General features: G+C 47.7%; 38 protein-coding genes. All 38 read right to left on the bottom strand.

Features of this window, described 5'->3' with window-relative positions:
- Positions 1–3: 3 nt before the first annotated feature.
- Entirely contained in the window at positions 4–441 is a 438-nt protein-coding gene (gene rplM, locus IEW11_RS12630) for a 50S ribosomal protein L13 (RefSeq protein WP_188531407.1), read from the bottom strand.
- 204 nt (positions 442–645) lie between these two features.
- Positions 646–1,389 (bottom strand): tRNA pseudouridine(38-40) synthase TruA, encoded by a 744-nt coding sequence (truA, locus tag IEW11_RS12625; protein WP_188531406.1) that lies wholly within the window; start codon positions 1,387–1,389, stop codon positions 646–648.
- A 255-nt stretch (positions 1,390–1,644) separates the two neighbouring features.
- Positions 1,645–2,010 carry a 50S ribosomal protein L17 gene (rplQ, locus tag IEW11_RS12620; protein ID WP_188531405.1) on the bottom strand — a complete coding sequence of 122 codons (366 nt, stop codon included), beginning with the start codon at positions 2,008–2,010 and terminating at the stop codon, positions 1,645–1,647.
- A gap of 44 nt (positions 2,011–2,054) precedes the next feature.
- The gene (locus IEW11_RS12615) at positions 2,055–2,999 is read right to left on the bottom strand and encodes a DNA-directed RNA polymerase subunit alpha (protein WP_188531404.1); all 945 of its coding nucleotides are present in this window, start codon (positions 2,997–2,999) and stop codon (positions 2,055–2,057) included.
- 127 nt (positions 3,000–3,126) lie between these two features.
- Positions 3,127–3,522 carry a 30S ribosomal protein S11 gene (gene rpsK, locus IEW11_RS12610; protein WP_134756119.1) on the bottom strand — a complete coding sequence of 132 codons (396 nt, stop codon included), beginning with the start codon at positions 3,520–3,522 and terminating at the stop codon, positions 3,127–3,129.
- Between the two features lie 18 nt (positions 3,523–3,540).
- Positions 3,541–3,909, bottom strand: a complete 369-nt coding sequence (gene rpsM, locus IEW11_RS12605) for a 30S ribosomal protein S13 (protein WP_188531403.1) — start codon at positions 3,907–3,909, stop codon at positions 3,541–3,543.
- 24 nt (positions 3,910–3,933) lie between these two features.
- Positions 3,934–4,047, bottom strand: a complete 114-nt coding sequence (rpmJ, locus tag IEW11_RS12600; RefSeq protein WP_003333770.1) for a 50S ribosomal protein L36 — start codon at positions 4,045–4,047, stop codon at positions 3,934–3,936.
- 45 nt (positions 4,048–4,092) lie between these two features.
- On the bottom strand, positions 4,093–4,308 hold the full coding sequence (infA, locus tag IEW11_RS12595; RefSeq protein WP_035121186.1) for a translation initiation factor IF-1: 216 nt from the start codon (positions 4,306–4,308) through the stop codon (positions 4,093–4,095).
- Positions 4,309–4,310: 2 nt separating this feature from the next.
- Entirely contained in the window at positions 4,311–4,592 is a 282-nt protein-coding gene (locus IEW11_RS12590) for a KOW domain-containing RNA-binding protein (RefSeq protein WP_229725219.1), read from the bottom strand.
- Positions 4,593–4,607: 15 nt separating this feature from the next.
- The gene (gene map, locus IEW11_RS12585) at positions 4,608–5,360 is read right to left on the bottom strand and encodes a type I methionyl aminopeptidase (protein WP_188531401.1); all 753 of its coding nucleotides are present in this window, start codon (positions 5,358–5,360) and stop codon (positions 4,608–4,610) included.
- Positions 5,360–6,010 carry an adenylate kinase gene (locus IEW11_RS12580; RefSeq protein ID WP_188531400.1) on the bottom strand — a complete coding sequence of 217 codons (651 nt, stop codon included), beginning with the start codon at positions 6,008–6,010 and terminating at the stop codon, positions 5,360–5,362. The genes map and IEW11_RS12580 overlap by 1 nt, the downstream gene beginning before the upstream one ends.
- Before the next feature lie 90 nt (positions 6,011–6,100).
- Positions 6,101–7,402 (bottom strand): preprotein translocase subunit SecY, encoded by a 1,302-nt coding sequence (gene secY, locus IEW11_RS12575; RefSeq protein WP_188531399.1) that lies wholly within the window; start codon positions 7,400–7,402, stop codon positions 6,101–6,103.
- Positions 7,403–7,843, bottom strand: coding sequence for a 50S ribosomal protein L15 (rplO, locus tag IEW11_RS12570; RefSeq protein ID WP_188531398.1), 441 nt, complete (start codon positions 7,841–7,843; stop codon positions 7,403–7,405).
- A 44-nt stretch (positions 7,844–7,887) separates the two neighbouring features.
- Positions 7,888–8,073: a 50S ribosomal protein L30 gene (rpmD, locus tag IEW11_RS12565; RefSeq protein WP_188531397.1), complete on the bottom strand. Its 186-nt coding sequence runs from the start codon at positions 8,071–8,073 to the stop codon at positions 7,888–7,890.
- Positions 8,074–8,086: 13 nt separating this feature from the next.
- Entirely contained in the window at positions 8,087–8,584 is a 498-nt protein-coding gene (gene rpsE, locus IEW11_RS12560) for a 30S ribosomal protein S5 (RefSeq protein WP_188531396.1), read from the bottom strand.
- Positions 8,585–8,614: 30 nt separating this feature from the next.
- The gene (gene rplR / locus IEW11_RS12555) at positions 8,615–8,980 is read right to left on the bottom strand and encodes a 50S ribosomal protein L18 (RefSeq protein WP_188531395.1); all 366 of its coding nucleotides are present in this window, start codon (positions 8,978–8,980) and stop codon (positions 8,615–8,617) included.
- 61 nt (positions 8,981–9,041) lie between these two features.
- Positions 9,042–9,584, bottom strand: a complete 543-nt coding sequence (gene rplF / locus IEW11_RS12550; RefSeq protein ID WP_188531394.1) for a 50S ribosomal protein L6 — start codon at positions 9,582–9,584, stop codon at positions 9,042–9,044.
- A 30-nt stretch (positions 9,585–9,614) separates the two neighbouring features.
- Positions 9,615–10,013 (bottom strand): 30S ribosomal protein S8, encoded by a 399-nt coding sequence (rpsH, locus tag IEW11_RS12545; protein WP_188531393.1) that lies wholly within the window; start codon positions 10,011–10,013, stop codon positions 9,615–9,617.
- Positions 10,014–10,044: 31 nt separating this feature from the next.
- Complete coding sequence (locus IEW11_RS12540) at positions 10,045–10,230, bottom strand: type Z 30S ribosomal protein S14 (protein WP_013312154.1); 186 nt, start codon at positions 10,228–10,230, stop codon at positions 10,045–10,047.
- A gap of 22 nt (positions 10,231–10,252) precedes the next feature.
- On the bottom strand, positions 10,253–10,798 hold the full coding sequence (gene rplE / locus IEW11_RS12535; RefSeq protein WP_188531392.1) for a 50S ribosomal protein L5: 546 nt from the start codon (positions 10,796–10,798) through the stop codon (positions 10,253–10,255).
- 31 nt (positions 10,799–10,829) lie between these two features.
- On the bottom strand, positions 10,830–11,183 hold the full coding sequence (gene rplX / locus IEW11_RS12530) for a 50S ribosomal protein L24 (RefSeq protein ID WP_229725217.1): 354 nt from the start codon (positions 11,181–11,183) through the stop codon (positions 10,830–10,832).
- A gap of 61 nt (positions 11,184–11,244) precedes the next feature.
- Complete coding sequence (gene rplN, locus IEW11_RS12525; RefSeq protein ID WP_188531391.1) at positions 11,245–11,613, bottom strand: 50S ribosomal protein L14; 369 nt, start codon at positions 11,611–11,613, stop codon at positions 11,245–11,247.
- A 47-nt stretch (positions 11,614–11,660) separates the two neighbouring features.
- Positions 11,661–11,927: a 30S ribosomal protein S17 gene (gene rpsQ / locus IEW11_RS12520; protein ID WP_188531390.1), complete on the bottom strand. Its 267-nt coding sequence runs from the start codon at positions 11,925–11,927 to the stop codon at positions 11,661–11,663.
- 64 nt (positions 11,928–11,991) lie between these two features.
- Positions 11,992–12,192, bottom strand: coding sequence for a 50S ribosomal protein L29 (gene rpmC / locus IEW11_RS12515; protein ID WP_188531389.1), 201 nt, complete (start codon positions 12,190–12,192; stop codon positions 11,992–11,994).
- Positions 12,179–12,616: a 50S ribosomal protein L16 gene (rplP, locus tag IEW11_RS12510; protein ID WP_188531388.1), complete on the bottom strand. Its 438-nt coding sequence runs from the start codon at positions 12,614–12,616 to the stop codon at positions 12,179–12,181. The genes rpmC and rplP overlap by 14 nt, the downstream gene beginning before the upstream one ends.
- 2 nt (positions 12,617–12,618) lie before the next feature.
- Complete coding sequence (gene rpsC, locus IEW11_RS12505) at positions 12,619–13,281, bottom strand: 30S ribosomal protein S3 (protein WP_188531387.1); 663 nt, start codon at positions 13,279–13,281, stop codon at positions 12,619–12,621.
- 13 nt (positions 13,282–13,294) lie between these two features.
- Positions 13,295–13,630 carry a 50S ribosomal protein L22 gene (gene rplV / locus IEW11_RS12500; RefSeq protein WP_188531386.1) on the bottom strand — a complete coding sequence of 112 codons (336 nt, stop codon included), beginning with the start codon at positions 13,628–13,630 and terminating at the stop codon, positions 13,295–13,297.
- 41 nt (positions 13,631–13,671) lie between these two features.
- Positions 13,672–13,953 (bottom strand): 30S ribosomal protein S19, encoded by a 282-nt coding sequence (rpsS, locus tag IEW11_RS12495; RefSeq protein WP_111145628.1) that lies wholly within the window; start codon positions 13,951–13,953, stop codon positions 13,672–13,674.
- A 117-nt stretch (positions 13,954–14,070) separates the two neighbouring features.
- Entirely contained in the window at positions 14,071–14,901 is an 831-nt protein-coding gene (gene rplB / locus IEW11_RS12490; protein ID WP_188531385.1) for a 50S ribosomal protein L2, read from the bottom strand.
- A 31-nt stretch (positions 14,902–14,932) separates the two neighbouring features.
- Positions 14,933–15,223 (bottom strand): 50S ribosomal protein L23, encoded by a 291-nt coding sequence (gene rplW, locus IEW11_RS12485; protein WP_188531384.1) that lies wholly within the window; start codon positions 15,221–15,223, stop codon positions 14,933–14,935.
- Entirely contained in the window at positions 15,223–15,846 is a 624-nt protein-coding gene (rplD, locus tag IEW11_RS12480; protein ID WP_188531383.1) for a 50S ribosomal protein L4, read from the bottom strand. Before rplD ends, rplW begins: the two co-directional genes overlap by 1 nt.
- Before the next feature lie 25 nt (positions 15,847–15,871).
- Entirely contained in the window at positions 15,872–16,495 is a 624-nt protein-coding gene (gene rplC, locus IEW11_RS12475; protein WP_188531382.1) for a 50S ribosomal protein L3, read from the bottom strand.
- Positions 16,496–16,535: 40 nt separating this feature from the next.
- Positions 16,536–16,844, bottom strand: coding sequence for a 30S ribosomal protein S10 (gene rpsJ / locus IEW11_RS12470; protein ID WP_005544556.1), 309 nt, complete (start codon positions 16,842–16,844; stop codon positions 16,536–16,538).
- A gap of 1,549 nt (positions 16,845–18,393) precedes the next feature.
- Positions 18,394–19,584 carry an elongation factor Tu gene (tuf, locus tag IEW11_RS12465; protein ID WP_188531381.1) on the bottom strand — a complete coding sequence of 397 codons (1,191 nt, stop codon included), beginning with the start codon at positions 19,582–19,584 and terminating at the stop codon, positions 18,394–18,396.
- A 118-nt stretch (positions 19,585–19,702) separates the two neighbouring features.
- Positions 19,703–21,778, bottom strand: coding sequence for an elongation factor G (fusA, locus tag IEW11_RS12460; protein WP_188531380.1), 2,076 nt, complete (start codon positions 21,776–21,778; stop codon positions 19,703–19,705).
- A 28-nt stretch (positions 21,779–21,806) separates the two neighbouring features.
- Positions 21,807–22,277, bottom strand: a complete 471-nt coding sequence (rpsG, locus tag IEW11_RS12455; protein ID WP_188531379.1) for a 30S ribosomal protein S7 — start codon at positions 22,275–22,277, stop codon at positions 21,807–21,809.
- A 64-nt stretch (positions 22,278–22,341) separates the two neighbouring features.
- Entirely contained in the window at positions 22,342–22,761 is a 420-nt protein-coding gene (gene rpsL / locus IEW11_RS12450; RefSeq protein ID WP_188531378.1) for a 30S ribosomal protein S12, read from the bottom strand.
- Positions 22,762–22,900: 139 nt separating this feature from the next.
- Entirely contained in the window at positions 22,901–23,131 is a 231-nt protein-coding gene (locus tag IEW11_RS12445) for a ribosomal L7Ae/L30e/S12e/Gadd45 family protein (RefSeq protein WP_188531377.1), read from the bottom strand.
- Positions 23,132–23,330 lie beyond the last annotated feature (199 nt).

The following is a 23,330-nucleotide window of genomic DNA, read 5'->3' as shown; positions in this document are numbered from 1 at the left end:
TTCTTACCCGCGAAGTTCGTAAACTTCAGGATTTTGTGCTTGATGTGGGTGTTCCGGTCCGGCATAGACTTTCAGCTTGAGCTTCATTTTGTCGCCCAAACGGTTCTTAGGCAGCATGCCATGAACAGCTTGTTCAACAACGCGCTCAGGTTTCTTAGCGAGCATATCCTGAGCTGACGTCACTTTCAATCCGCCCGGATAGTGGGAGTGACGGTAGTACATTTTGTCCTGAAGTTTCTTTCCGCTCAGAACGATTTTCTCCGCATTGATGACGACTACGAAGTCACCAGTATCAACGTGTGGAGTGAATTGCGGTTTGTGTTTGCCGCGAATCAGCGCTGCCGCTTCGCTTGCCAGACGACCGAGCGTTTTGCCTTCGGCATCAATGATGTACCAATTGCGCTCAACTTCATTAGGCTTGGCCATATACGTGGTACGCATGGGATGATCCTCCTTCATTCGATCAAACAAATCGCATGTATTCTTAAATAAGCTTCATTGTTTTAAGTTAAGTGTATCTCGTTGTAACTTGCTTTGTTGGAGGCTAACTTAGTCGGGGCTGTGGGAGAGCCACTAAGAAAGCACAAGTTATATTTTACTACAAATAATCGTGATGAGCAAGCGAATTTTATTCATTTCTCTTGATCATTTTGACGTGTATTCCACTTCCCACAATGTGAGGCCGTGAGCCATCGCTTTTGGTCCGGCTTTCGTCCGATCACATGCTGCAAGGATGCTCGGCATATCTGCTGCGGACATCTTTCCTTCACCGATCCGCATCAAAGTTCCCATAATAATCCGGATCATATTATACAAAAAACCGTTACCGGTAAAATACGTATGAACAACTCCATCCGCTTCTACCAACTTGGCCTCGTATATCGTCCTGACATGGCTTTTCTTCGTCGAGTGAATGGAAGTGAATGTCGTGAAGTCGTGTTCACCAATCAGGTATTCCAAGGCTTCACGCATCGGATCGAGCTGCAAAGGATTATAATGATGGAACTCGTAGCGACGGTTAAATACATCCGGGTACCTGCCCATCCGGATCGAATAACGGTACGTCTTGCGCTTGGCAGAACGCCTGGCATGAAAGTAGAGCGGCACTTCCTCCGCTCCGCGTATCACGATATCGTCAGGAAGGCGCGAGTTCACGGCAATGGCCCATTTGCCGACCGGGATTTGCGATTCCGTCAGGAAATTGAATACCTGCCCGCGGGCATGCACACCGGCATCCGTGCGTCCTGATCCGTGAATCTTTACATCCTCACCGGTCAGCGCATGAATCGCCTTCTCAATCTCCCCCTGAATCGTTCTGCCGATTGGCTGGCTCTGAAAGCCGTTATACTCCGTCCCATCATAACTAACCGTCATACAGATGTTGCGCATTCTAATCCTCCTTGCAGCTTTCCCTCTATCCATTCATCGACTTTCCCTGCGTGGTTCAGAGGGCCTTTCACCGCTTCTTGCAGTACGTCCTGCCTTTACAACGGTGTTCCTACCGCCTTGACTGATCAAGGGAACACTGTTTTAACAGCAGCTGGAACCCCGTCATTGTCGCAGCCGCGGAATTCACAGGGAACTATCAACCCGGTTGGCAGAAAAAAAAGGTGGCCGTTTGGTCCACCCTTTCAGTCCGCTCAATTAAGCACGATCCACCAATTCCAAATAAACCATAGGAGCCGCGTCACCGCGACGAGGACCCAGCTTCATAATGCGTGTATATCCGCCCGCACGTTCCGAGTAGCGGCTAGCCAGCTCGGAGAACAGCTTTTGGATTGCGTCTTGTTCACCGTCAATGGTTTCGCGACGCACATAAGCAGCCACTTGACGACGAGCATGCAGATCACCTTTTTTAGCTTTAGTAATCAGTTTTTCAGCGATAGAACGAACTTCTTTCGCTTTTGCTTCAGTCGTTTCGATCCGCTCATAAAGGAACAGGTCGGTTACCAGATCACGGAACAATGCTTTCCGTGCGCTAGCGTCACGCCCCAACTTTTGGTATGCCATCGAATTTCCCCTCCTTTTCAAAGATGTGTGAGAGACTCACACCATCAGTCTTCCATGCGGAGGCCCAAACCAAGCTCCTCGAGCTTTTCCTGTACTTCTTCCAAAGACTTGCGGCCCAAGTTGCGGACTTTCATCATGTCTTCTTCCGTTTTCGTAATCAGCTCTTGAACGGTATTGATGCCTGCACGTTTCAGACAGTTGTAGGAACGAACGGAAAGATCCAGTTCCTCGATCGTCATCTCGAGTACTTTTTCTTTCTTATCTTCTTCCTTCTCGACCATAATTTCAGCATCTTTGGCTTCATCCGTCAATCCGACGAACAAGTCCAGATGCTCAGTCAAGATTTTTGCGCCCAAGCTTACTGCTTCTTCAGGACGAATGCTTCCATCTGTCCAAACTTCGAGGGTCAGCTTGTCATAGTTGGTCACTTGACCGACGCGAGTGTTTTCAATGCTGTAGTTGACGCGAGTAATCGGCGTGTAGATCGAATCCACAGGAATGACGCCGATTGGCTGATCTTCTCTCTTATTACGATCCGCCTGCACGTAACCGCGTCCGCGATTAGCAAAAATCCGCATATGCAGCCGCGCTCCGGAGGCCAATGTACCGATATGAAGATCAGGGTTGAGAATCTCAACATCGCTATCCGCACGAATATCGCCGGCCGTTACGTTCCCTTCGCCTTCCGCATCAATCTCCAACACTTTCTCTTCGTCGGAATGTATTTTCAACGAGAGGCCTTTAAGGTTCAGTATGATCTCCGTAACATCTTCGAGTACTCCGGCTACCGTCGAGAACTCGTGAAGCACTCCGTCAATTTGTACCGATGTAACCGCGGCTCCTGGCAGCGACGACAGCAGAATCCGGCGAAGCGAATTCCCCAGTGTCGTACCATAACCGCGCTCCAACGGCTCAACTACAAAACGTCCGTATGTGCCATCTTCATTCAGTTCTACGGTTTCGATTTTCGGCTTTTCGATCTCAATCACTAATTTTAACCCTCCTTCAAAACGTCGCTCCGTATCCATCCCGTTCTTTAGGTCAAATCATGTAGTATGCCTAACCTTCACAACCATTATTCACAAGTTGCAGATATTTGATACCACATCAATAGAACTATACGCGACGGCGTTTTGGCGGACGGCATCCGTTATGCGGAATCGGTGTAACGTCTTTAATCAGGTTAACTTCAAGACCAGCGGCTTGAAGCGAACGGATTGCGGCTTCGCGGCCAGCACCCGGTCCTTTTACCATGACTTCAACAGCTTTCATACCGTGTTCCATTGCGGCTTTAGCGGCGGACTCGGCTGCCATTTGCGCTGCAAACGGCGTGCTTTTACGGGAACCTTTGAAGCCCAGGTTACCAGCACTTGCCCAAGAAATCGCGTTGCCGTGCGGATCGGTAATCGTAACGATCGTATTGTTGAACGTTGAGCGGATGTGCGCAACGCCCGATTCAATATTTTTGCGGTCACGACGTTTGGTACGAACCACTTTTTTCGGTTTTGCCATTTCAGTTATCCCCCCTTATTATTTCTTCTTATTCGCAACGGTCCGACGTGGACCTTTCCGTGTACGAGCATTTGTTTTAGTACGTTGACCACGAACAGGTAAACCACGACGATGACGGATGCCACGGTAGCAGCCGATCTCAATCAACCTTTTAATGTTCAACGAAATTTCACGACGCAAGTCGCCTTCCACTTTGACCGATTTGTCGATCGTTTCACGCAGTTTGCTAACTTCGTCTTCCGTTAAATCGCGCACGCGAGTTTGTGCATCGATGCCTGTAGTCGCAAGAATTTTCTGGGCAGTTGTTTTACCAATCCCGAAAATGTATTGCAGGGCGATTTCGACGCGTTTGTCACGCGGTAAGTCTACACCAGCTATACGAGCCATATTCCGTTATCCCTCCTTCTGTATTTATCCTTGTTTTTGTTTGTGTTTAGGATTTTCACAAATCACCATAACGTTGCCTTTGCGACGAATGACTTTGCATTTTTCGCAGATCGGCTTGACCGAAGGTCTGACCTTCATTGTGATTACCTCCCGAATACTTCGACAGCAGGATGAAATTTCACCCTACTTCCGATAGGTGATACGACCTCTTGTTAAATCATAAGGCGACAACTGTATGACCACTTTGTCTCCTGTCAGGATGCGAATAAAGTGCATTCTGAGTTTACCGGAAACATGGGCGAGAATTTGATGTCCGTTCTCCAGTTCCACCTTGAACATGGCATTGGGCAGCGGTTCGATTACCGTCCCTTCGACTTCAATCACATCTTCTTTAGCCACAGTCATTCTCCTTTCCGTTCTATATACTTCTGAATCGCAAAGCGCAGTTTTCCGTTCGTTACTCTGCCGGTCTCACGCATGCTATCCGCCACTTCGCTGCTTACGTCGGGTTGCAATTCCAAATGCAGCAGGTTCTTGCGTTTCGGTTGATCAAACTTACGTTTGAATCCGTCCGCTATGATAGCGAAACGTTCATCAACCACACCGATAACGATCGCGTAACCGCCCTCGTCCTTACCCCGCAGCACTTTAACGATTTGACCGATTTGAGGCAATGTTTGCAAAGAACTTGCCACCGCCTAGGAACCGGAACGGGTCAATATTTCATAACCGTCCGCAGTTACCGCTACGGTATGTTCGAAATGAGCGCACCATGTATTATCCTCAGTGACAACCGTCCAGTTATCCTCAAGGGTACGTACATAACGCTCACCGATCACAACCATCGGTTCAATCGCAAGTACCATACCGGGCTTCAAACGCGGACCGCGGCCAGGTATGCCATAGTTCGGAATTTGCGGTTCTTCATGAAGATCCGCACCGATTCCGTGACCAACATACTCGCGAACGATCGACATGCCCGCATCTTCCACTACTTTCTGAATTGCATGCGAGACAGTAAACAAGCGGGTGTCCGGCTTAACTTGCTCCAATCCGGCATACAACGACTCCTCCGTTACCCGGAGAAGACGGGCAGCCTCCTCGGAAATTTGGCCTACACCATAAGTCCAAGCCGAGTCTCCATGATAGCCCTGAAATTGTGCGCCGATGTCAATGCTGATAATATCTCCGTCATTCAGCTTACGAGCTCCGGGGATACCATGCACTAACTCATTGTTCACAGAAGCACATATGCTGGCAGGAAATTCATTGTAACCTTTGAAGGAAGGCACGGCACCTTGACTGCGAATATAGTTTTCAGCTATCCGATCCAACTCCCGGGTTGTTATGCCCGGTGTAATCGCCTGTGCCAATAATCGGTGCGTATCCGCTACGATGCGGCCTGCTTCCCTCATGAAACCCAGTTCCACTTCGGACTTGCAGATAATCATTACGATAACCCTCGCAGACAGGATACAATTTCCGATGTCACCGTATCGATTTCCTTCTCCCCGTCCACTTCACGAAGCAATCCTTTTTCCTCGTAATAGGCGAGCAGCGGAGCTGTTTTGGAAATATACTCATCAAGACGTGTTCCGACTTTTTCTTCCGTATCATCTGAACGCTGATACAGCTCGCCGTTACACTTGTCACATATGCCCTCTTGTGCCGGTGGGTTGAACAGAACATGATATGTCGATCCGCAAGATTTGCAAATGCGGCGTCCAGTCAATCTGGCAAGCAGTAAGCTGCGATCAACCTTCAGGTTAACGACATGATCGATCTTCCGGTCCATATCCTTCAGCATTTCATCAAGCGCTTCGGCTTGTGACAATGTTCTTGGAAAACCGTCGAGCAAGAAACCTTTGCTGCAATCATCTTGTTGAAGACGTTCGCGAACGATACCATTCGTCACGTCATCAGGTACAAGCAAGCCTTGATCCACATATTCCTTGGCTTTCTGGCCAAGCTGTGTGCCTTGCTTCATTGCCAGACGAAACGCATCTCCGGTAGAGATGTGCGGAACTTGAAATTCCTCAACGATCCGTTCAGCTTGCGTTCCTTTACCAGCCCCAGGGGGACCCATGAATAGGATGTTCATCTCCGTATTCCTCGCTTTAAGCACAATAGGCTCAGGCGGGTTAATGACGCATGACAAGCCATACGCGCCAACCCGCTTAAGAACCTATCGTTATTTATTGATAAACCCTTTATAGTGGCGTTTGATCAACTGGGTCTCAATCTGCTTCATCGTATCAAGCGCAACGCCGACGACGATCAGGAGTGAGGTCCCGCCAAGCTGTACCGTACGCGGTAAGCCGGCCAGTGCGCCAAAAAACACCGGAAGTACGGAAATGAGAGCCAAGAAGAGCGCACCCGAGAGGGTGATCCTCGACATCACGCGAGTGATATACGTAGAAGTTGGTTTGCCAGGACGAATGCCTGGAATGTAACCGCCGTTCTTCTTCATCTGATCCGCCATTTGGACCGGGTTAATTTGGACAAAGGTGTAGAAGAAAGTGAAACCGATAATGAGGATTACATACAGTACCATACCAAGCGGTTGGTCATAGTACATATTCGCCATTATCCATTGCGCCCAAGCCCGATCTGCCCAGAAACCTGCTAGTGTTACCGGGAACATCAGCAGCGATACCGCGAAGATGACCGGGATTACACCCGCACCATTGACCTTCAGCGGAATGTGAGTGGATTGTCCACCGTACATTTTGCGGCCAACAACGCGTTTTGCATATTGAACCGGAATTTTACGAATACCTTGCTGGACAAAGATGACACCAATAACGATTGCGATAATCGCTATAACGATCAACGCGACTTTTACGATATTCAGGAACAATTGACCAGACGCATCAACGAATTGATCGGCATAGATCGTACGGATATGTCCTGGAATACCAGCCGCGATACCAGCAAAGATAATAATCGAAATCCCGTTCCCGATTCCCTTCTCGGTAATCTGCTCACCGAGCCACATCAGGAATGCAGTACCTGCAGTCAATACAATAGCAATCATGGTATACGTAGCAAAGCTTGGATCGATAACAAACTGATACTGATATTGACGGTTAAAACCGATCGCAGTCGCGTATGCTTGAATCAAACCAAGAACGATTGTTCCGTAACGGGTGATCTGGGCGAGTTTGCGTTTCCCGTTCTCGCCTTCTTTAGCCCATTCAGCAAACTTTGGTATTACATCCATCGTCAATAACTGCACGATAATCGATGCAGTGATGTATGGAAAAATACTCATTGCAAAGATTGAAAATTGAAACAATGCGCCACCAGAGAACGTATTAAGCATTCCAAACAGGTCCGCTCCCTGTGTATCGATTGTTTCAAAAACCGACTTATCGATGTTTGGCACCGGAATAAAAGAACCAATCCGATAGACTAGCAAAACGAAAAGGGTAAACAAAATCCTCTTGCGAAGATCTTCCACTTTCCATATGTTGGACAAGGTCTTGAACAATTAGATCACCTCGGTTTTACCGCCGGCAGCCTGGATTTTCTCTACCGCAGATTGAGAGAACTTGTTTGCTTTTACAGTAAGTTGAACCTTGATTTCACCGTTACCCAAAATCTTGATGCCATCAAGTGGATTTTTTACGATGCCTTTCTCCATGAGAACCTCAGGAGAGACTTCGCTACCTGCTGCAAAGCTGTTAAGCTCTTCAATGTTCACAACAGCGTATTCCTTGCGGAACGGGTTGTTGAAACCACGTTTAGGCAAGCGACGATATAACGGGTTTTGTCCGCCCTCGAATCCTGGACGAACACCGCCGCCGGATCGAGCGTTTTGTCCTTTGTGACCTTTACCTGCTGTTTTTCCGTTACCCGAACCAATACCGCGTCCTTTGCGTTTTGGTTCTTGCTTGGAGCCAGGTGCTGGTGAAAGCTCATGCAATTTCATCGATCGTTGCACCTCCTTAATCTTTATGTCGTATGCAAAGACTTTTAGCCTTGAACTTCTTCGACTTTAATTAAATGATTGACATGGTTAACCATGCCGCGGATGGCCGGGTTGTCCGTGTGGACAACGGATTGGTGAAGCTTGCGCAGGCCGAGCGCTTTGACGGTTGAACGTTGTTTCTCGTTACGGCCAATCAAACTGCGAACGAGGGTGATTTGCAATTTCGCCATTCGTAACCCCTCCTTAACCTAGTAGCTCTTGAACGGTTTTTCCGCGCAATTTCGCAACGTCTTCCGCACGCTTCAGACGGGAAAGTCCTTCGAGCGTAGCGTTGACCATATTGATCGAGTTGGAAGAACCAAGAGACTTCGTCAAAATATCGCCTACACCGGCCAGTTCAAGAACGGCACGTACAGGACCACCAGCGATAACGCCGGTACCTTCGGAAGCTGGTTTCAGAAGAACTTCGCCAGCGCCAAAATGTCCGAGTACCAAGTGAGGGATGGTTGTTCCTACGAGTGGAACATGGATCAGGTTTTTCTTCGCATCGTCGATACCTTTGCGAATCGCATCAGGTACTTCGCCTGCTTTACCGATCCCTGCGCCAACCCAACCTTTACCGTCGCCGACAACTACAAGCGCGCTAAAGCTGAAACGGCGACCGCCTTTTACAACCTTGGCAACGCGGTTGATATGAACAACTTTTTCAGTTAGTTCTAACGTATTTGGATCTACACGCAAGTCGTTTTACCTCCTTATAGGTGAATTCAATTAGAATTCGAGACCGGCTTCGCGAGCTGCGTCTGCCAGCGCTTGAATTCTGCCGTGATACAAGTAACCGCCGCGGTCGAAGACCACTTTGCTTACGCCTTTTGCTTTTGCACGTTCTGCGATCAATGTTCCGACTTTACGAGCTGCTTCGACGTTACCGCCGTTGCCGATATCAGTCAGAGCTTTGTCCTGCGTAGAAGCTGCTGCCAGCGTTACGCCTTGAACATCATCGATCAATTGAACGTAGATATGTTTGGAGGAACGAAACACAGAAAGACGCGGACGTTGTGTTGTTCCAGTAATTTTCTTACGAACACGCAGGTGTCGTTTTAAACGCGCTTTATTCTTATCGCCTTTAGTAATCACTAAGGTTCACTCCCTTCATCTGCCTTAACCGATATAAGAGTTAAGCTTGCCTAACGGCTGCTTACTTCTTCTTACCGGCTTTACCTTCCTTGCGAAGGATGCGTTCGCCTTCATATTTGATCCCTTTGCCTTTATAAGGCTCAGGCTCGCGTACGGAGCGGATTTTCGCTGCTGTTGCGCCGACCAGTTCTTTGTCGATCCCTTTAACGATAATTTTCGTGTTGGATGGAACATCGAACTCGATACCGTTATCCGGAACGATCTCAACCGGATGGGAGTAACCAACGTTCAGGACTACCTTCTCGCCGGTTTTGTTGGCACGGTAACCAACGCCTACAAGCTCCAAAGATTTTTGGAAACCTTCGGTAACGCCGCTCACCATGTTGGCAACGACACTGCGGGTCGTGCCATGCAGGGAACGGTGTAATTTATTATCGGAAGGACGCTCGATCGTGATCTCGTTCTCAGCAACGACTACTTTCATGTCTTTGTGAAGTTCACGGGACAGCGTGCCTTTCGGTCCTTTAATTGTAATAACAGAGTTATCCAAGGTAATGTTAACGCCAGTTGGCACTTGGATGGGTTTACGACCAATACGGGACATTGTTACACCTCCAATCGTTGTGAATCTATATTACCAAACGTAGCAGACAACTTCGCCGCCAGCTTTGGATTGACGAGCTTCTTTGTCCGTGATGATCCCTTTGGATGTGGAAATAATCGCAATTCCCAATCCGCCGAGTACACGCGGAACCTCAGTGCTTTTCGTATAAACGCGCAGTCCAGGCTTGCTAATACGTTTCAAGCCAGTGATGACACGCTCGTTGTTCGGGCCGTATTTCAAGAAAATACGGATAATCCCTTGTTTGTTGTCTTCGATATATTCAGCATCGCGGATGAAACCCTCGCGCTTCAAGATTTCAGCGATTTGCTTCTTCACTTTCGAAGCGGGCATTTCCACGGTTTCATGACGCACGACATTCGCATTGCGGATGCGGGTCAACATATCTGCTATCGGATCAGACATAACCATTCTTGTAAACCTCCTTCCCGAACTAGGCTGATTACCAGCTTGCTTTTTTGACGCCAGGAATCTGGCCTTTGTATGCTAATTCACGGAAACAAATCCGGCAGATCTTAAACTTTTGCAAAACGGAGTGCGGACGGCCGCAACGCTCGCAGCGCGTATAGGCGCGCACTTTAAACTTAGGCGTGCGTTGTTGCTTGACTTTCATCGAAGTTTTTGCCACTTGGTATTACACCTCCTGTGGATTACTTCGCAAACGGCATGCCCAATTGGGTCAGCAGTTCACGAGCTTCTTCATCCGTTTTTGCCGTCGTAACGATAACGACGTCCATTCCGCGTACTTTATCAACTTTATCGTATTCGATCTCCGGGAAGATCAATTGCTCTTTCAGACCCAGTGTGTAGTTACCACGGCCGTCAAAAGCTTTATTTGAGATCCCGCGGAAGTCACGAACGCGCGGAAGCGATACGTTAAACAGTTTGTCGAGGAAGTAGTACATGCGCTCACCGCGCAGTGTTACTTTAACCCCAATCGGCATGTTCTCACGAAGTTTGAAACCAGCGATGGATTTCTTCGCGCGAGTAACAACCGGTTTTTGACCAGCGATCAGACGAAGCTCTTCAACCGCTACATCCAACACTTTGGAGTTCGAAACAGCTTCCCCAACCCCCATGTTGATGACGACCTTCTCTATCTTCGGCACTTGCATAACCGTTGTATAGTTGAACTTCTGCATCAGCGCAGGTGTAATTTCATTCAAGAAACGATCTTTCATTCTTGTTGTTGCCATGATTCATGGACCTCCTTTCCGTCACATCAGATTAATCGATGACTTCGCCGGATTTACGAGCGATCCGGACTTTTTTACCGTTGTCGAGCACTTTATAACCGACGCGAGTCGGGTTACCGCTCTTCGGATCCACCAGCATGACGTTCGATACATGGATCGGCGCCTCTTGCTCGATGATACCGCCTTGCGGATTTTGCTGCGACGGACGGGAATGCTTCTTCACCATGTTCACGCCTTCGATCAACACGCGATTCTCACGCGGATAAGCAGCGATGACGCGACCTTTTTTCCCTTTATCTTTGCCTGTAATGACGATAACATTGTCATCTTTCTTTACATGCAGTTTGTTGTTATGGGATTCAAGCACTTTTTTCAGCCTTGGCATTTCTCACACCTCACTTCGACTGCGTTAATGGGTCCCCTTAGATGTCGCTTGGGGTTCTTAATTAGATAACTTCCGGTGCAAGCGATACGATTTTCATGAAATCTTTATCGCGAAGCTCACGAGCAACTGGTCCAAAGATCCGAGTGCCGCGAGGGCTTTTGTCTTCTTTAACGATTACAGCTGCATTCTCGTCGAATGCGATGTAGGAACCGTCTTTACGGCGCACAGAACGCTTTGTACGTACGATTACCGCTTTTACAACGTCACCTTTTTTGACAACGCCGCCTGGTGTTGCTTGTTTAACGGAACATACGATCAAATCACCGATGTGGCCTACACGACGTCCCGTGCCACCCAGTACACGAATACACATTAATTCTTTGGCGCCGGAGTTGTCGGCAACCGCCAAACGTGTAAATGGTTGAATCATTTTAACGTCCTCCTTTCGGGAAAATGCTTTAAAGAACGCACATTACATTAAATGATAATCGCTGCTTCAACAACTTCAACAAGTCTCCAGCGTTTATCCTTGGAAAGCGGACGAGTTTCCATGATTTTGACGGTATCACCGATCTTAGCTTGGTTGTTCTCGTCATGCGCTTTAAATTTTTTCGTGTATTTGATGCGTTTATGGTACAAATCATGTTTTTTGTAAGTTTCTACAGCCACCACGATTGTTTTGTCCATTTTGTCGCTAACGACTTTTCCGACTTGAACTTTGCGGGCATTACGCTCTTCGCTCATGTTCTTCCTCCTTCCTTCAGCCAATCCAAAACGGCTTAAGGCATCTGATTCAGGTTATTGATGATTAGCTGCTGATTCCGAGTTCTCTCTCACGCAATACGGTTTTAGCACGAGCTATTTCTTTACGCACATCACGAATGCGAGTTGGGTTATCGAGTTGACCGGTGGCCAATTGAAAACGGAGGTTGAACAACTCTTCCTTGAAGCCGGAAATTTTTTGTTCAATCTCAGCAGTGGTCAGGTTGCGAATATCACTTGCTTTCATTTGCTTCACCACCCACTTCTTCGCGTTTCACAAACTTCGTTTTGATCGGGAGCTTGTGGGATGCGAGGCGCATTGCTTCACGAGCGATTTCTTCGGATACACCAGCAAGTTCAAACAGAACTTTACCAGGTTTGACAACCGCTACCCATTTCTCCACGTTACCTTTACCGCTACCCATCCGAACCTCAAGAGGTTTTTGTGTAACCGGCTTGGCAGGGAAGATTTTGATCCATACTTTACCGCCACGGCGGATATAACGAGTCATTGCAATACGAGCTGCTTCGATTTGACGGTTTGTGATCCATGCAGGCTCAAGAGCTTGCAAACCGTATTCGCCAAATGCAACCTCAGTACCGCCTTTGGCACGGCCTTTCATGTGACCGCGTTGTTGTTTGCGGTGTTTGACGCGTTTAGGCACCAACATGATTAGTTGCCTCCTTCCTGGGGAGCTTTCTTCTTAGTTGGAAGGATTTCACCACGGTAGATCCACACTTTCACGCCAATGCGACCATAAGTCGTGTGCGCTTCTGCAGTTCCGTAGTCAATATCGGCACGCAGCGTATGCAGCGGAACCGTTCCTTCGCTGTAACCTTCCGTACGAGCAATCTCAGCGCCGCCGAGGCGTCCGCTAACCGAGGTTTTGATCCCTTTAGCGCCTGCACGCATCGAACGTTGGATTGCTTGTTTCATCGCGCGACGGAACGACGTCCGGCGCTCGAGTTGTTGCGCAATGCTCTCAGCTACGAGAATAGCGTCGAGATCGGATTGTTTAATTTCAGAGATGTTAATGTGAATCTTTTTGCCGTTCGAGATTTTCGCAAGCTCATTGCGAAGGTTCTCAACCTCAGATCCGCCTTTACCAATAACCATCCCTGGTTTTGCAGTATGAATCGTAACGTTCACGCGGTTAGCCGCACGTTCGATTTCAATTTTGGATACTGCAGCGTCTTTCAACTTGTTTTTCAGGTATTCACGAATTTTCACGTCTTCCAGCAAAAGATCACCAAAGTCTTTGCCGGCATACCATTTCGACTCCCAATCGCGGATAATCCCAATTCGGAGACCTACTGGATTTACCTTTTGACCCACACGTTTTCCCTCCTTATTTTTCGGATACCACCAATGTAATGTGGCTGGTTCTTTTATTGATCCGGCTAGCGCGTCCCATTGCACGCGGGCGGAAACGTTTCATCGTTGGACCTTGGTTAACGTAAACTTGCGAGATAACCAATTTATTAACGTCCATCTGATAGTTATGCTCAGCATTAGCAATTGCGGAGTTCAGAAGCTTCTCCACGATTGGGGAAGCGGACTTCGGCGTATGACGCAGAATCGCGATTGCTTCGCCAACTTGCTTACCGCGGATCAAATCCACAACCAACTGCGCTTTACGAGGTGCAATGCGGATAAAATTGACGCTGGCTTTAGCTTGTTGCATGGTTGAACCTCCTCTCAGTAACAATTAACTCGGGAGCAGGATTATCTTCTGCCCGTTTTCTTATCATCATCGGTATGACCTTTGTACGTACGCGTCGGTGCAAACTCACCGAGTTTGTGTCCAACCATATCCTCTGTAACATATACCGGTACATGCTTGCGTCCGTCATACACTGCAAACGTGTGACCGATGAATTGTGGGAAAATAGTTGAGCGGCGGGACCAGGTTTTGATAACGACCTTTTTGTTTGTTTCGTTCAAATCCTCGACCTTTTTCAGCAGGTATCCGTCAATAAACGGTCCTTTTTTCAAACTGCGACCCATGTGTGATCCTCCCTTCACCAAACATTACGTGAGCCGTTTGCTCACGCGGTTAATCTTTCACCGCGAAACGTCGCTGCCTCTGCCAGAGCTCGGCAGCCGTTTCTGCTTGAGCAATTATTATTTCGTACGACGACGAACAATGTATTGGCTTGAAGCTTTTTTCTTCTTGCGCGTTTTGAAACCAAGGGTCGGTTTGCCCCAAGGAGACATAGGCGATTTCCGTCCGATCGGAGCGCGACCTTCACCACCACCGTGTGGGTGATCGTTCGGGTTCATTACTACCCCGCGAACTTCAGGACGCTTGCCGAGCCAACGGGTACGGCCTGCTTTACCGATTTTCACGAGTTCGTGATCTTCGTTGCCTACAGATCCGATTGTAGCGCGGCAAACTTTCAGAATGCGGCGTACTTCACCGGAAGACAAACGAATAACCGCATAAGTTTCCTCTTTACCGAGCAATTGAGCTTCAGTACCGGCAGCGCGAACCAATTGTCCACCTTTACCAGGTTTCATCTCAATGTTGTGGATAACTGTACCTACAGGAATGTTTTCCATTGGCAGAGCGTTACCCACTTTAATGTCGGCAGTTGGACCGGACATGATTTGATCTCCGACTTTCAGACCTTTCGGAGCGATAATGTAACGTTTCTCACCATCAGCATAGTGTATCAATGCGATGTTCGATGTACGGTTCGGATCGTACTCAATTGTAGCAACATTGCCGACGATACCGTCTTTGTTACGTTTGAAGTCAATGATCCGGTATTTGCGTTTATGTCCGCCGCCATGATGGCGAACCGTAATTTTACCTTGGTTGTTACGGCCGGCTTTTTTGAAAAGCGGCGCAAGCAACGATTTCTCCGGCGTGCTTGTCGTGATCTCTTCGAATGTAGAGACGGACATTCCACGACGAGCAGGAGAAGTCGGTTTATACTTCTTGATTGGCACTTTTATTCCCTCCTTACTTGTCTACTGTGCGTTATACCGTTTCAAAAAACTCAAGCTCTTTACTGTCTTCGCTGAGCTGAACGATCGCTTTCTTCCATTCGGAAGTATACCCAGAGTGACGGCCTTGGCGTTTCGGTTTACCCGCTACGCGCATTGTGTTGACGCTAGTCACTTTTACTTTAAAGATTTCTTCAACTGCTTGTTTGATCGCAGTTTTGTTGGCACGGATGTCTACTTCAAAAACATAACGTTTGTTCATCATGAAGTCACTCGTGCGTTCGGTGATAACCGGGCGCTTGATAATATCGCGTGCATTCTTCATTACGCAAGCACCTCCTGTACTTTCTCGACCGCTTCCTTCGTGATGATGAGCTTGTCGTGTACCATAAGATCCAGAACATTGATGCCGTCTGCAGCGACGAACTTCACTCCAGGAATATTACGTGCGGACAAAGCTACATTATCTTCGTAACCTGCTGTAACAACAAGTGCTTTGCGGGCTACTTTCAGATTGCCGAGGATGCCAGCGAATTCTTTCGTTTTCGGCTGAGCAAACGACAACTGATCCAATACGATAATTTCATTATCGATCACTTTGGAAGACAGTGCGGATTTAATCGCCAAGCGGCGAACTTTCTTCGGTAACTTGAAGCCATAGGTGCGAGGAGTCGGTCCAAAAACCGTTCCGCCGCCTACCCATTGCGGGGAGCGAATGCTACCTTGACGGGCACGGCCAGTTCCTTTTTGTTTCCAAGGTTTACGACCGCCACCGCGTACTTCGGAGCGACCTTTTGTCTTATGCGTTCCTTGACGTTCTGCAGCTTGCTGCAAAACGACTGCGCTGTGCAACACGTGAACGTTAGGTTGGATGCCGAATACGTTATCGGACAATTCAACTTCACCAACTTGCGAGCCGCTCACATTAAATAGTGCTACTTTTGGCATTGCTTGTTCCTCCTTTCTTGTAAGCTTATTTCTTCACCGTAGTTTTTACTTTCACGAAGCTGTTTTTAGGACCCGGAATGGAGCCTTTAACCAGCAACACATTGCGTTCTGCATCTACACGGACGATTTCAAGGTTTTGAATCGTGATTGTATCATGACCCATATGACCTGGAAGACGTTTACCCTTTGGCACGCGGTTCGCTTGGATGGAACCCATCGAACCTGGTCCGCGGTGGTAACGGGAACCGTGTGACATTGGGCCTGTGCTTTGTCCCCAACGTTTAATAACGCCTGCAAAACCTTTACCTTTAGAAATACCTGTAACGTCAACGAATTCGCCTTCGGCAAACAGGTCGGCTTTTACTTCTGCACCAACTTCGTATTCACCGATGTTTACACCGCGGAATTCACGAACGTAGCGCTTAGGAGTCGAGTTCGCCTTCTTGGCATGGCCGATTTCAGGTTTGATCGCTCTTTTTTCTTTCTTATCGGAGAAACCAAGCTGGATCGCTTCGTATCCATCATTCTCTTGGTCTTTCTTCTGCAGAACCACACAAGGACCAGCTTCGATAACCGTAACCGGAATTACGTTACCCTCTGCGGTAAACACTTGAGTCATTCCAAGCTTTTTCCCTAAGATACCTTTCATGTTGACACCTCATTTCCTTTCCTATTCCGTTCTACTGGAATTACAATTTAATTTCAATATCTACACCGGACGGCAAGTCCAAGCGCATCAAAGCATCAACCGTTTGCGGCGTTGGGTTTACAATATCGATCAAGCGCTTATGTGTGCGCATTTCGAATTGCTCCCGCGAATCCTTGTACTTGTGTACCGCACGCAGAATGGTGATGATTTGCTTTTCCGTTGGCAACGGAATTGGCCCGGAAACACCTGCCCCGGAACGCTTTGCAGTTTCAACAATTTTCTCTGCTGATTGGTCAAGAATTCTGTGATCGTAAGCTTTCAAACGAATACGAATCTTTTGCTTTGCCATATAAGTCCCTCCTTCTATCGCCCAATTTATTATCGGACATACTCCGTGAGAAAACCCGACCTGGTGCCCCATGGCAAAGGGGCCGGGTGTGTCGGCAACCTCTCACATCATCGCACAGTCACAGACCAACGTTCACAATTATACATAAAATTGCGGGCTAATGCAAGATTTTTTTGTGTCGAATTTGGATAACACTGCGCACAGCAGTGCGGCTCACGCAACAACCTCCTTCCGCCGTTAAACTCGGGGCCTTTTCGAAGGGGTGGCGGAACATAAACTTTACGGTGGATTGCATCTCCCGCTGCTTCGCCGCAGTATCCATTTCTCCACAAGTGGCGAAAATAATATACCGTCTTTATAATCGGCGGCATTAATAATTAGTCTTCAAAACATGAACTTTTCAGCCATTCTCTCGCAGACCACGTCAACAGCGATATAGCATTTGTTCCCTTCGCAGCCTAATGCAGCTGAACCAGACATATTGCCCAAGAACGGTTGGAACTTCGCTGCTCTCCCTTAAACACTGGGATTATTGTCACTGTGCCCGGTTTTGTGTTATTTGACTTTAACCATAACATTATCTCACCACCATGCATCAAGACTCAATTTAAGCATTATAACATATATGGTATTTTATTGAACTTTACACTCCAAATTAACTACGCAGCAAATTGTGTTTCTTCTATAAGAATAAAAGCATACCCGAGGTTAATAATGCGGGCATGCTTATTCTATCCACCAATGTATATTGAATTTACAATTTTACCGCGCCGAGAATTTCCACAGGCGTTGGCCTCATTACAGTAACGGACAAACGTGTCCCTTAGAGGAAATATAATGAAAGATTCAATTGCTAACGGACATTTTAGACCTTTACAGGACAAAAACGACTGCTTTCTGTTTAAATAGTCTTCTTAGAGACACATATGTCCGTTAGAATTCCCAACACCGATCATTCCAGCCGCTAAAAGACAAATATGTCCATTACACACATAGCAGCAATTAAGAAATTAAGGAAATCAAAAAATAACCGGGTACAGCTAAGCGAGAGTCGCTACTGGGCAGCTGCTTTATGATTACAGTGCAACAAGAGACGCAGTGCAGGGAAAAGCGAGCAGCCGGAGAGTTTACGTCCTGCCTTTAAACCTGTGTTGTTACTATATAATAAGTTCAATAAGAACACAGGCTAAACAGCAGGCGGAGGCTGCCGCTTTTCTGGAACGAAGGCACGCTGTGTATCCCTTGAGGTTATCGCTTCTTTTCCGAAAGAAGGCACGCTGCGTATCCCTTGAGGTTATCGCTTCTTTTCCGAAAGAAGGCACGCTGTGTATCCCTTGAGGCTATCGCTTCTTTTCCGAACGAAGGCACGCCGTGCATCCCTTGAGGATATCGCTTCTTTTCCGAACGAAGGCACGCTGCGCATCCCTTGAGGCTGCAACTTTTTCCGGAAAAGGAGCTCGAGGTGCAGCACTGGATGGCGATCATAAAAAAGAAACCCCCACAAATGTGGAGGCTTCTGGTCAAGCAGGGCGGCTGATGCCGCACCGGCTTATTTTTGGATGGATGCAACTGCGCCAGCGCCTACAGTACGGCCGCCTTCACGGATCGCGAAGCGAGTACCTTCTTCAACGGCGATAGGAGCGATCAGTTCAACTGTAACAGTGATGTTATCACCAGGCATTACCATCTCAGTGCCTTCTGGCAGGTTGATGATACCTGTAACGTCAGTTGTACGGAAGTAGAACTGTGGACGGTAGCCCGTGAAAAAAGGCTTATGACGGCCACCCTCTTCTTTAGTCAAAACGTAGATTTGAGCTGTGAAGTTAGTGTGCGGTTTAACGGAACCTGGTTTCGCAATAACTTGGCCACGCTCGATGTCTTTACGCTCAACACCACGAAGCAATGCGCCGATGTTGTCCCCTGCTTGAGCGGAGTCAAGCAATTTACGGAACATTTCTACACCAGTACATACGGATTTGCGAGTTTCTTCTTGCAAACCGATGATTTCAACTTCGTCGCCGACTTTAACTACACCGCGCTCTACGCGACCTGTAGCAACTGTACCACGACCTGTGATTGTGAACACGTCCTCGACAGGCATAAGGAAAGGCTTGTCAGTGTCACGCTCTGGAGTTGGGATGTATTGGTCAACTTGCTCGAACAACTCAACGATTTTGTCGGCCCAAGGACCGTCTGGGTTTGTAAGAGCTTCACGAGCTGCACCACGGATGATTGGAGTGTCATCGCCTGGGAACTCATACTCGTTCAGAAGGTCGCGAACTTCCATCTCAACCAGTTCAAGCAACTCTTCGTCTTCAACCATGTCGCATTTGTTCAAGAATACTACGATGTAAGGAACGCCTACTTGCTTGGAAAGCAAGATGTGCTCGCGAGTTTGCGGCATTGGGCCGTCAGCTGCGGATACAACCAGGATTGCTCCATCCATTTGTGCTGCACCAGTGATCATGTTTTTAACATAGTCGGCGTGACCTGGGCAGTCAACGTGTGCATAGTGACGGTTAGGAGTTTCGTACTCTACGTGTGCAGTGGAGATTGTGATACCACGCTCGCGCTCTTCTGGTGCTTTATCGATTTGGTCGAATGCGATTGCTGCGCCGCCGTATTTTTTGGAAAGAACGGTTGTGATGGCAGCAGTCAGAGTTGTTTTACCATGGTCAACGTGACCAATTGTACCGATATTAACGTGCGGTTTGTTACGTTCAAATTTTGCCTTAGCCATTGAACTTATTCCTCCTTAATATTAGGAAATTATATGTGTGGGCCCGACAGCGCTGCTTGTAAGCAAGCGACGTCTGGCCAAATGCAAAATGTTATTCCAAGGTTCAATTGCGTTATAATTAAGCGCCTTTAGTCTTGGAGATGATCTCTTCAGAGATCGATTTAGGAACTTCTTCGTAATGAGAAAGCTCCATTGCGAATACACCGCGTCCTTGTGTACCGGAACGGAGTGTTGTGGAGTAACCGAACATCTCAGCCAAAGGCACCTTAGCACGGATAATTTGTGCACCTGCACGGGAATCCATACCTTCAATGCGACCACGACGGGAGTTCAACATACCCATAACATCGCCCATGTACTCTTCTGGAACTGTAACTTCTACCTTCATGATTGGCTCAAGCAGAACAGGGTTACATTTGTCCTTAGCCGCTTTAAGCGCCATCGATCCGGCAATTTTAAACGCCATCTCCGAGGAGTCGACATCATGGTAGGATCCGTCAACGATTCTAGCTTTGATATCAACGAGCGGGAAGCCAGCGATAACGCCGTTCTTCATCGACTCTTCAATACCAGCTTGAACAGCAGGGATGTACTCACGAGGTACTACGCCACCGACGATTTTGTTTTCAAATACGAACCCTGCACCTGGCTCTTGCGGTTCGAACTCGACCCAGCAATGACCATATTGACCACGGCCACCGGATTGGCGAACGAACTTACCTTCAACCTTAGCAGCAGTTTTAAATGTTTCACGGTAAGCAACCTGTGGTTTACCAACATTCGTTTCTACTTTGAATTCACGAACCATACGGTCAACGATGATTTCAAGGTGAAGCTCACCCATACCAGCGATGATCGTTTGTCCTGTTTCTTCATCAGTGTAGGCACGGAAAGTCGGATCTTCCTCAGAAAGCTTGGAAAGTGCAACACCCATTTTGTCCTGGTCGGCTTTCGTCTTCGGCTCAATTGCGATTTGGATAACCGGCTCAGGGAAGTTCATGGATTCGAGAATAACCGGGTTCTTTTCATCGCAAAGCGTGTCGCCTGTAATCGTGTCTTTCAGACCGACCGCAGCAGCGATATCACCTGCATAAACCTCGGAAATCTCTTGACGGCTGTTCGCATGCATCTGGAGAATACGGCCTACGCGCTCACGTTTGCCTTTAGTGGCATTAAGAACGTAAGAACCGGAAGACAGAACGCCGGAATACACACGGAAGAACGTCAATTTACCAACAAACGGGTCAGTTGCAATTTTGAACGCCAATGCTGCAAATGGTTGATCATCAGCAGATTTACGGATCGTTTCCGTTCCATCCTCAAGCACACCTTTAATGTCAGGTACGTCGATCGGAGATGGAAGGTAATCAACAACTGCGTCGAGAACCATCTGAACGCCTTTGTTACGATAAGAAGATCCACATACCACAGGGAAAATCTTAACATCACAAACGCCCTTACGGAGAGCTGCTTTGATTTCTTGTACGGAGATTTCTTCTCCTTCAAGATATTTCATTGTAAGCTCTTCGTCCAGTTCAGCGACTTTCTCAACGAGCTCCAAGCGAAGTTCTTCAACTTGCTCTTTATACTCGTCAGGAATTTCAATTTGCTCTGGATCTTTACCAAGATCGTCCTTGTACTTGTAAGCTACGCGGTCAACGATATCGATCAGACCGATGAAATCATTCTCGGCGCCGATCGGGAGTTGGATCGCAACAGCATTAGCCTGAAGACGCTCACGCATGCTCTTGATAACATTCAAGAAGTCTGCGCCAATGATGTCCATCTTGTTGACGTATGCGATACGCGGTACGCCATAGCGGTCAGCCTGACGCCATACGGTCTCAGACTGCGGCTCTACGCCCTCTTTCGCACTGAAAACCCCAACGGCCCCGTCCAATACGCGTAGGGAACGTTCAACTTCAACAGTGAAGTCAACGTGACCCGGAGTATCGATGATGTTGATGCGGTGACCTTTCCATTGAGCAGTCGTAGCAGCGGAAGTAATCGTAATTCCGCGCTCTTGTTCCTGCTCCATCCAGTCCATCGTTGCTGCACCTTCGTGCACTTCACCGATTTTGTGGGTACGGCCTGTGTAGAACAGGATCCGCTCGGTAGTCGTCGTTTTACCGGCATCAATATGCGCCATGATACCAATATTGCGCGTATCTTTCAAGGAGAATTCTCTAGCCATGAATTTGTCTCCTTTCGTATTTTAAATCCTACCAGCGGTAATGTGCAAACGCTTTGTTCGCTTCCGCCATTTTGTGTGTATCTTCGCGTTTCTTAACCGATGCGCCTGTGTTGTTGGAAGCATCGATGATCTCGGCTGCCAAACGCTCTTCCATCGTTTTCTCGCCGCGGTTACGTGAATAGTTCACGAGCCAACGGAGACCAAGCGACGTACGGCGTTCTGGTTTAACCTCGATCGGTACTTGATAGTTCGCACCACCGACACGGCGAGCTTTAACTTCAAGAACAGGCATAATATTTTTAATCGCGGCTTCAAACACTTCCATAGGATCTTTACCCGTACGCTCTTGGATTACATTGAACGCATCATAAAGAATGGTTTGAGCTACACCGCGTTTACCGTCGATCATAATACGGTTGATCAAACGTGTTACCAATTTGCTGCTGTATACCGGATCCGGTAATACATCACGTTTTGTTACTGGACCTTTACGTGGCATTGAGGAAATCCCCCTTTCTTCTAATAGTCATTGTCGTTCATAAGTCATTTACCCTTATGATGAATTACTTTTTCTCTTTCGGACGCTTCGTACCGTATTTGGAACGAGCTTGTTTACGGTTGTTCACGCCTGCAGTATCAAGCGCACCGCGTACGATGTGGTAACGTACACCCGGAAGATCTTTTACCCGACCGCCACGTACCAATACCACGCTGTGCTCTTGCAGGTTGTGTCCAATCCCTCCGATGTAAGCCGTAACCTCTACGCGGTTCGTCAAACGTACACGCGCATATTTCCGCAGAGCGGAGTTCGGTTTTTTCGGCGTCATCGTACCTACACGAGTGCAAACACCACGTTTTTGCGGGGAGCTTTGACCGGTTTCTTCGCGTTTCAACGCGTTGAAGCCTCTTTGCAGTGCAGGAGATTTCGACTTGACCACTTTAGCCTCACGGCCTTTGCGAACTAGCTGATTAATTGTTGGCATGCTGCCACCCCCTTCCCATAACTGTCTTGCGTAGTAGCCCTTACCCAAAATCTAAGCCCACAGATCCAGGCGGTTCATAAAGAAACAAACAAAAGTTTCTACCAATCGACTTTCAGCCTACCGGTAAAAACGAATTTACTTATTCTTCATCAGGAACCAATGCAGCCATGGCTGCCCCGATGTCAATCCCGCAGGTAATCCCGAGGTTCTTCATCGTGTCGACCCAGGTTACATCAATGCCAGCTTTGTTGCATTGCTGGACAATCTTGTCCGTGATCCGTGGATCTGCATCTTCAGCGACGTAGACAAGCGTTGCTTTACGCTGCTCAACCATCTTTGTCGTCTGTTTCGTGCCGATCTTAAATGGCATGGAATCTCATCCTTCTAATATAGTAAAACAAGCACAGGATCCAAGCATTTAGGCACACTTCGATATATTAGCACCTCATACCCTATAATGTCAAGATGAAATGTGCTTTGATTCCGTGAATTGATCAAATAATCTTGTTAGAAAGATATTTCAAAACAGAAACGGGATGTTGGCAAGCATACGTGAGCCTTACCCACAT

It is taken from the genome of Paenibacillus abyssi (genome assembly GCF_014640295.1).
Classification (GTDB): domain Bacteria; phylum Bacillota; class Bacilli; order Paenibacillales; family Paenibacillaceae; genus Paenibacillus_D; species Paenibacillus_D abyssi.
Note: the sequence above shows the minus strand (reverse complement) of the source record. Positions and strands in the feature narration are given on the sequence as shown.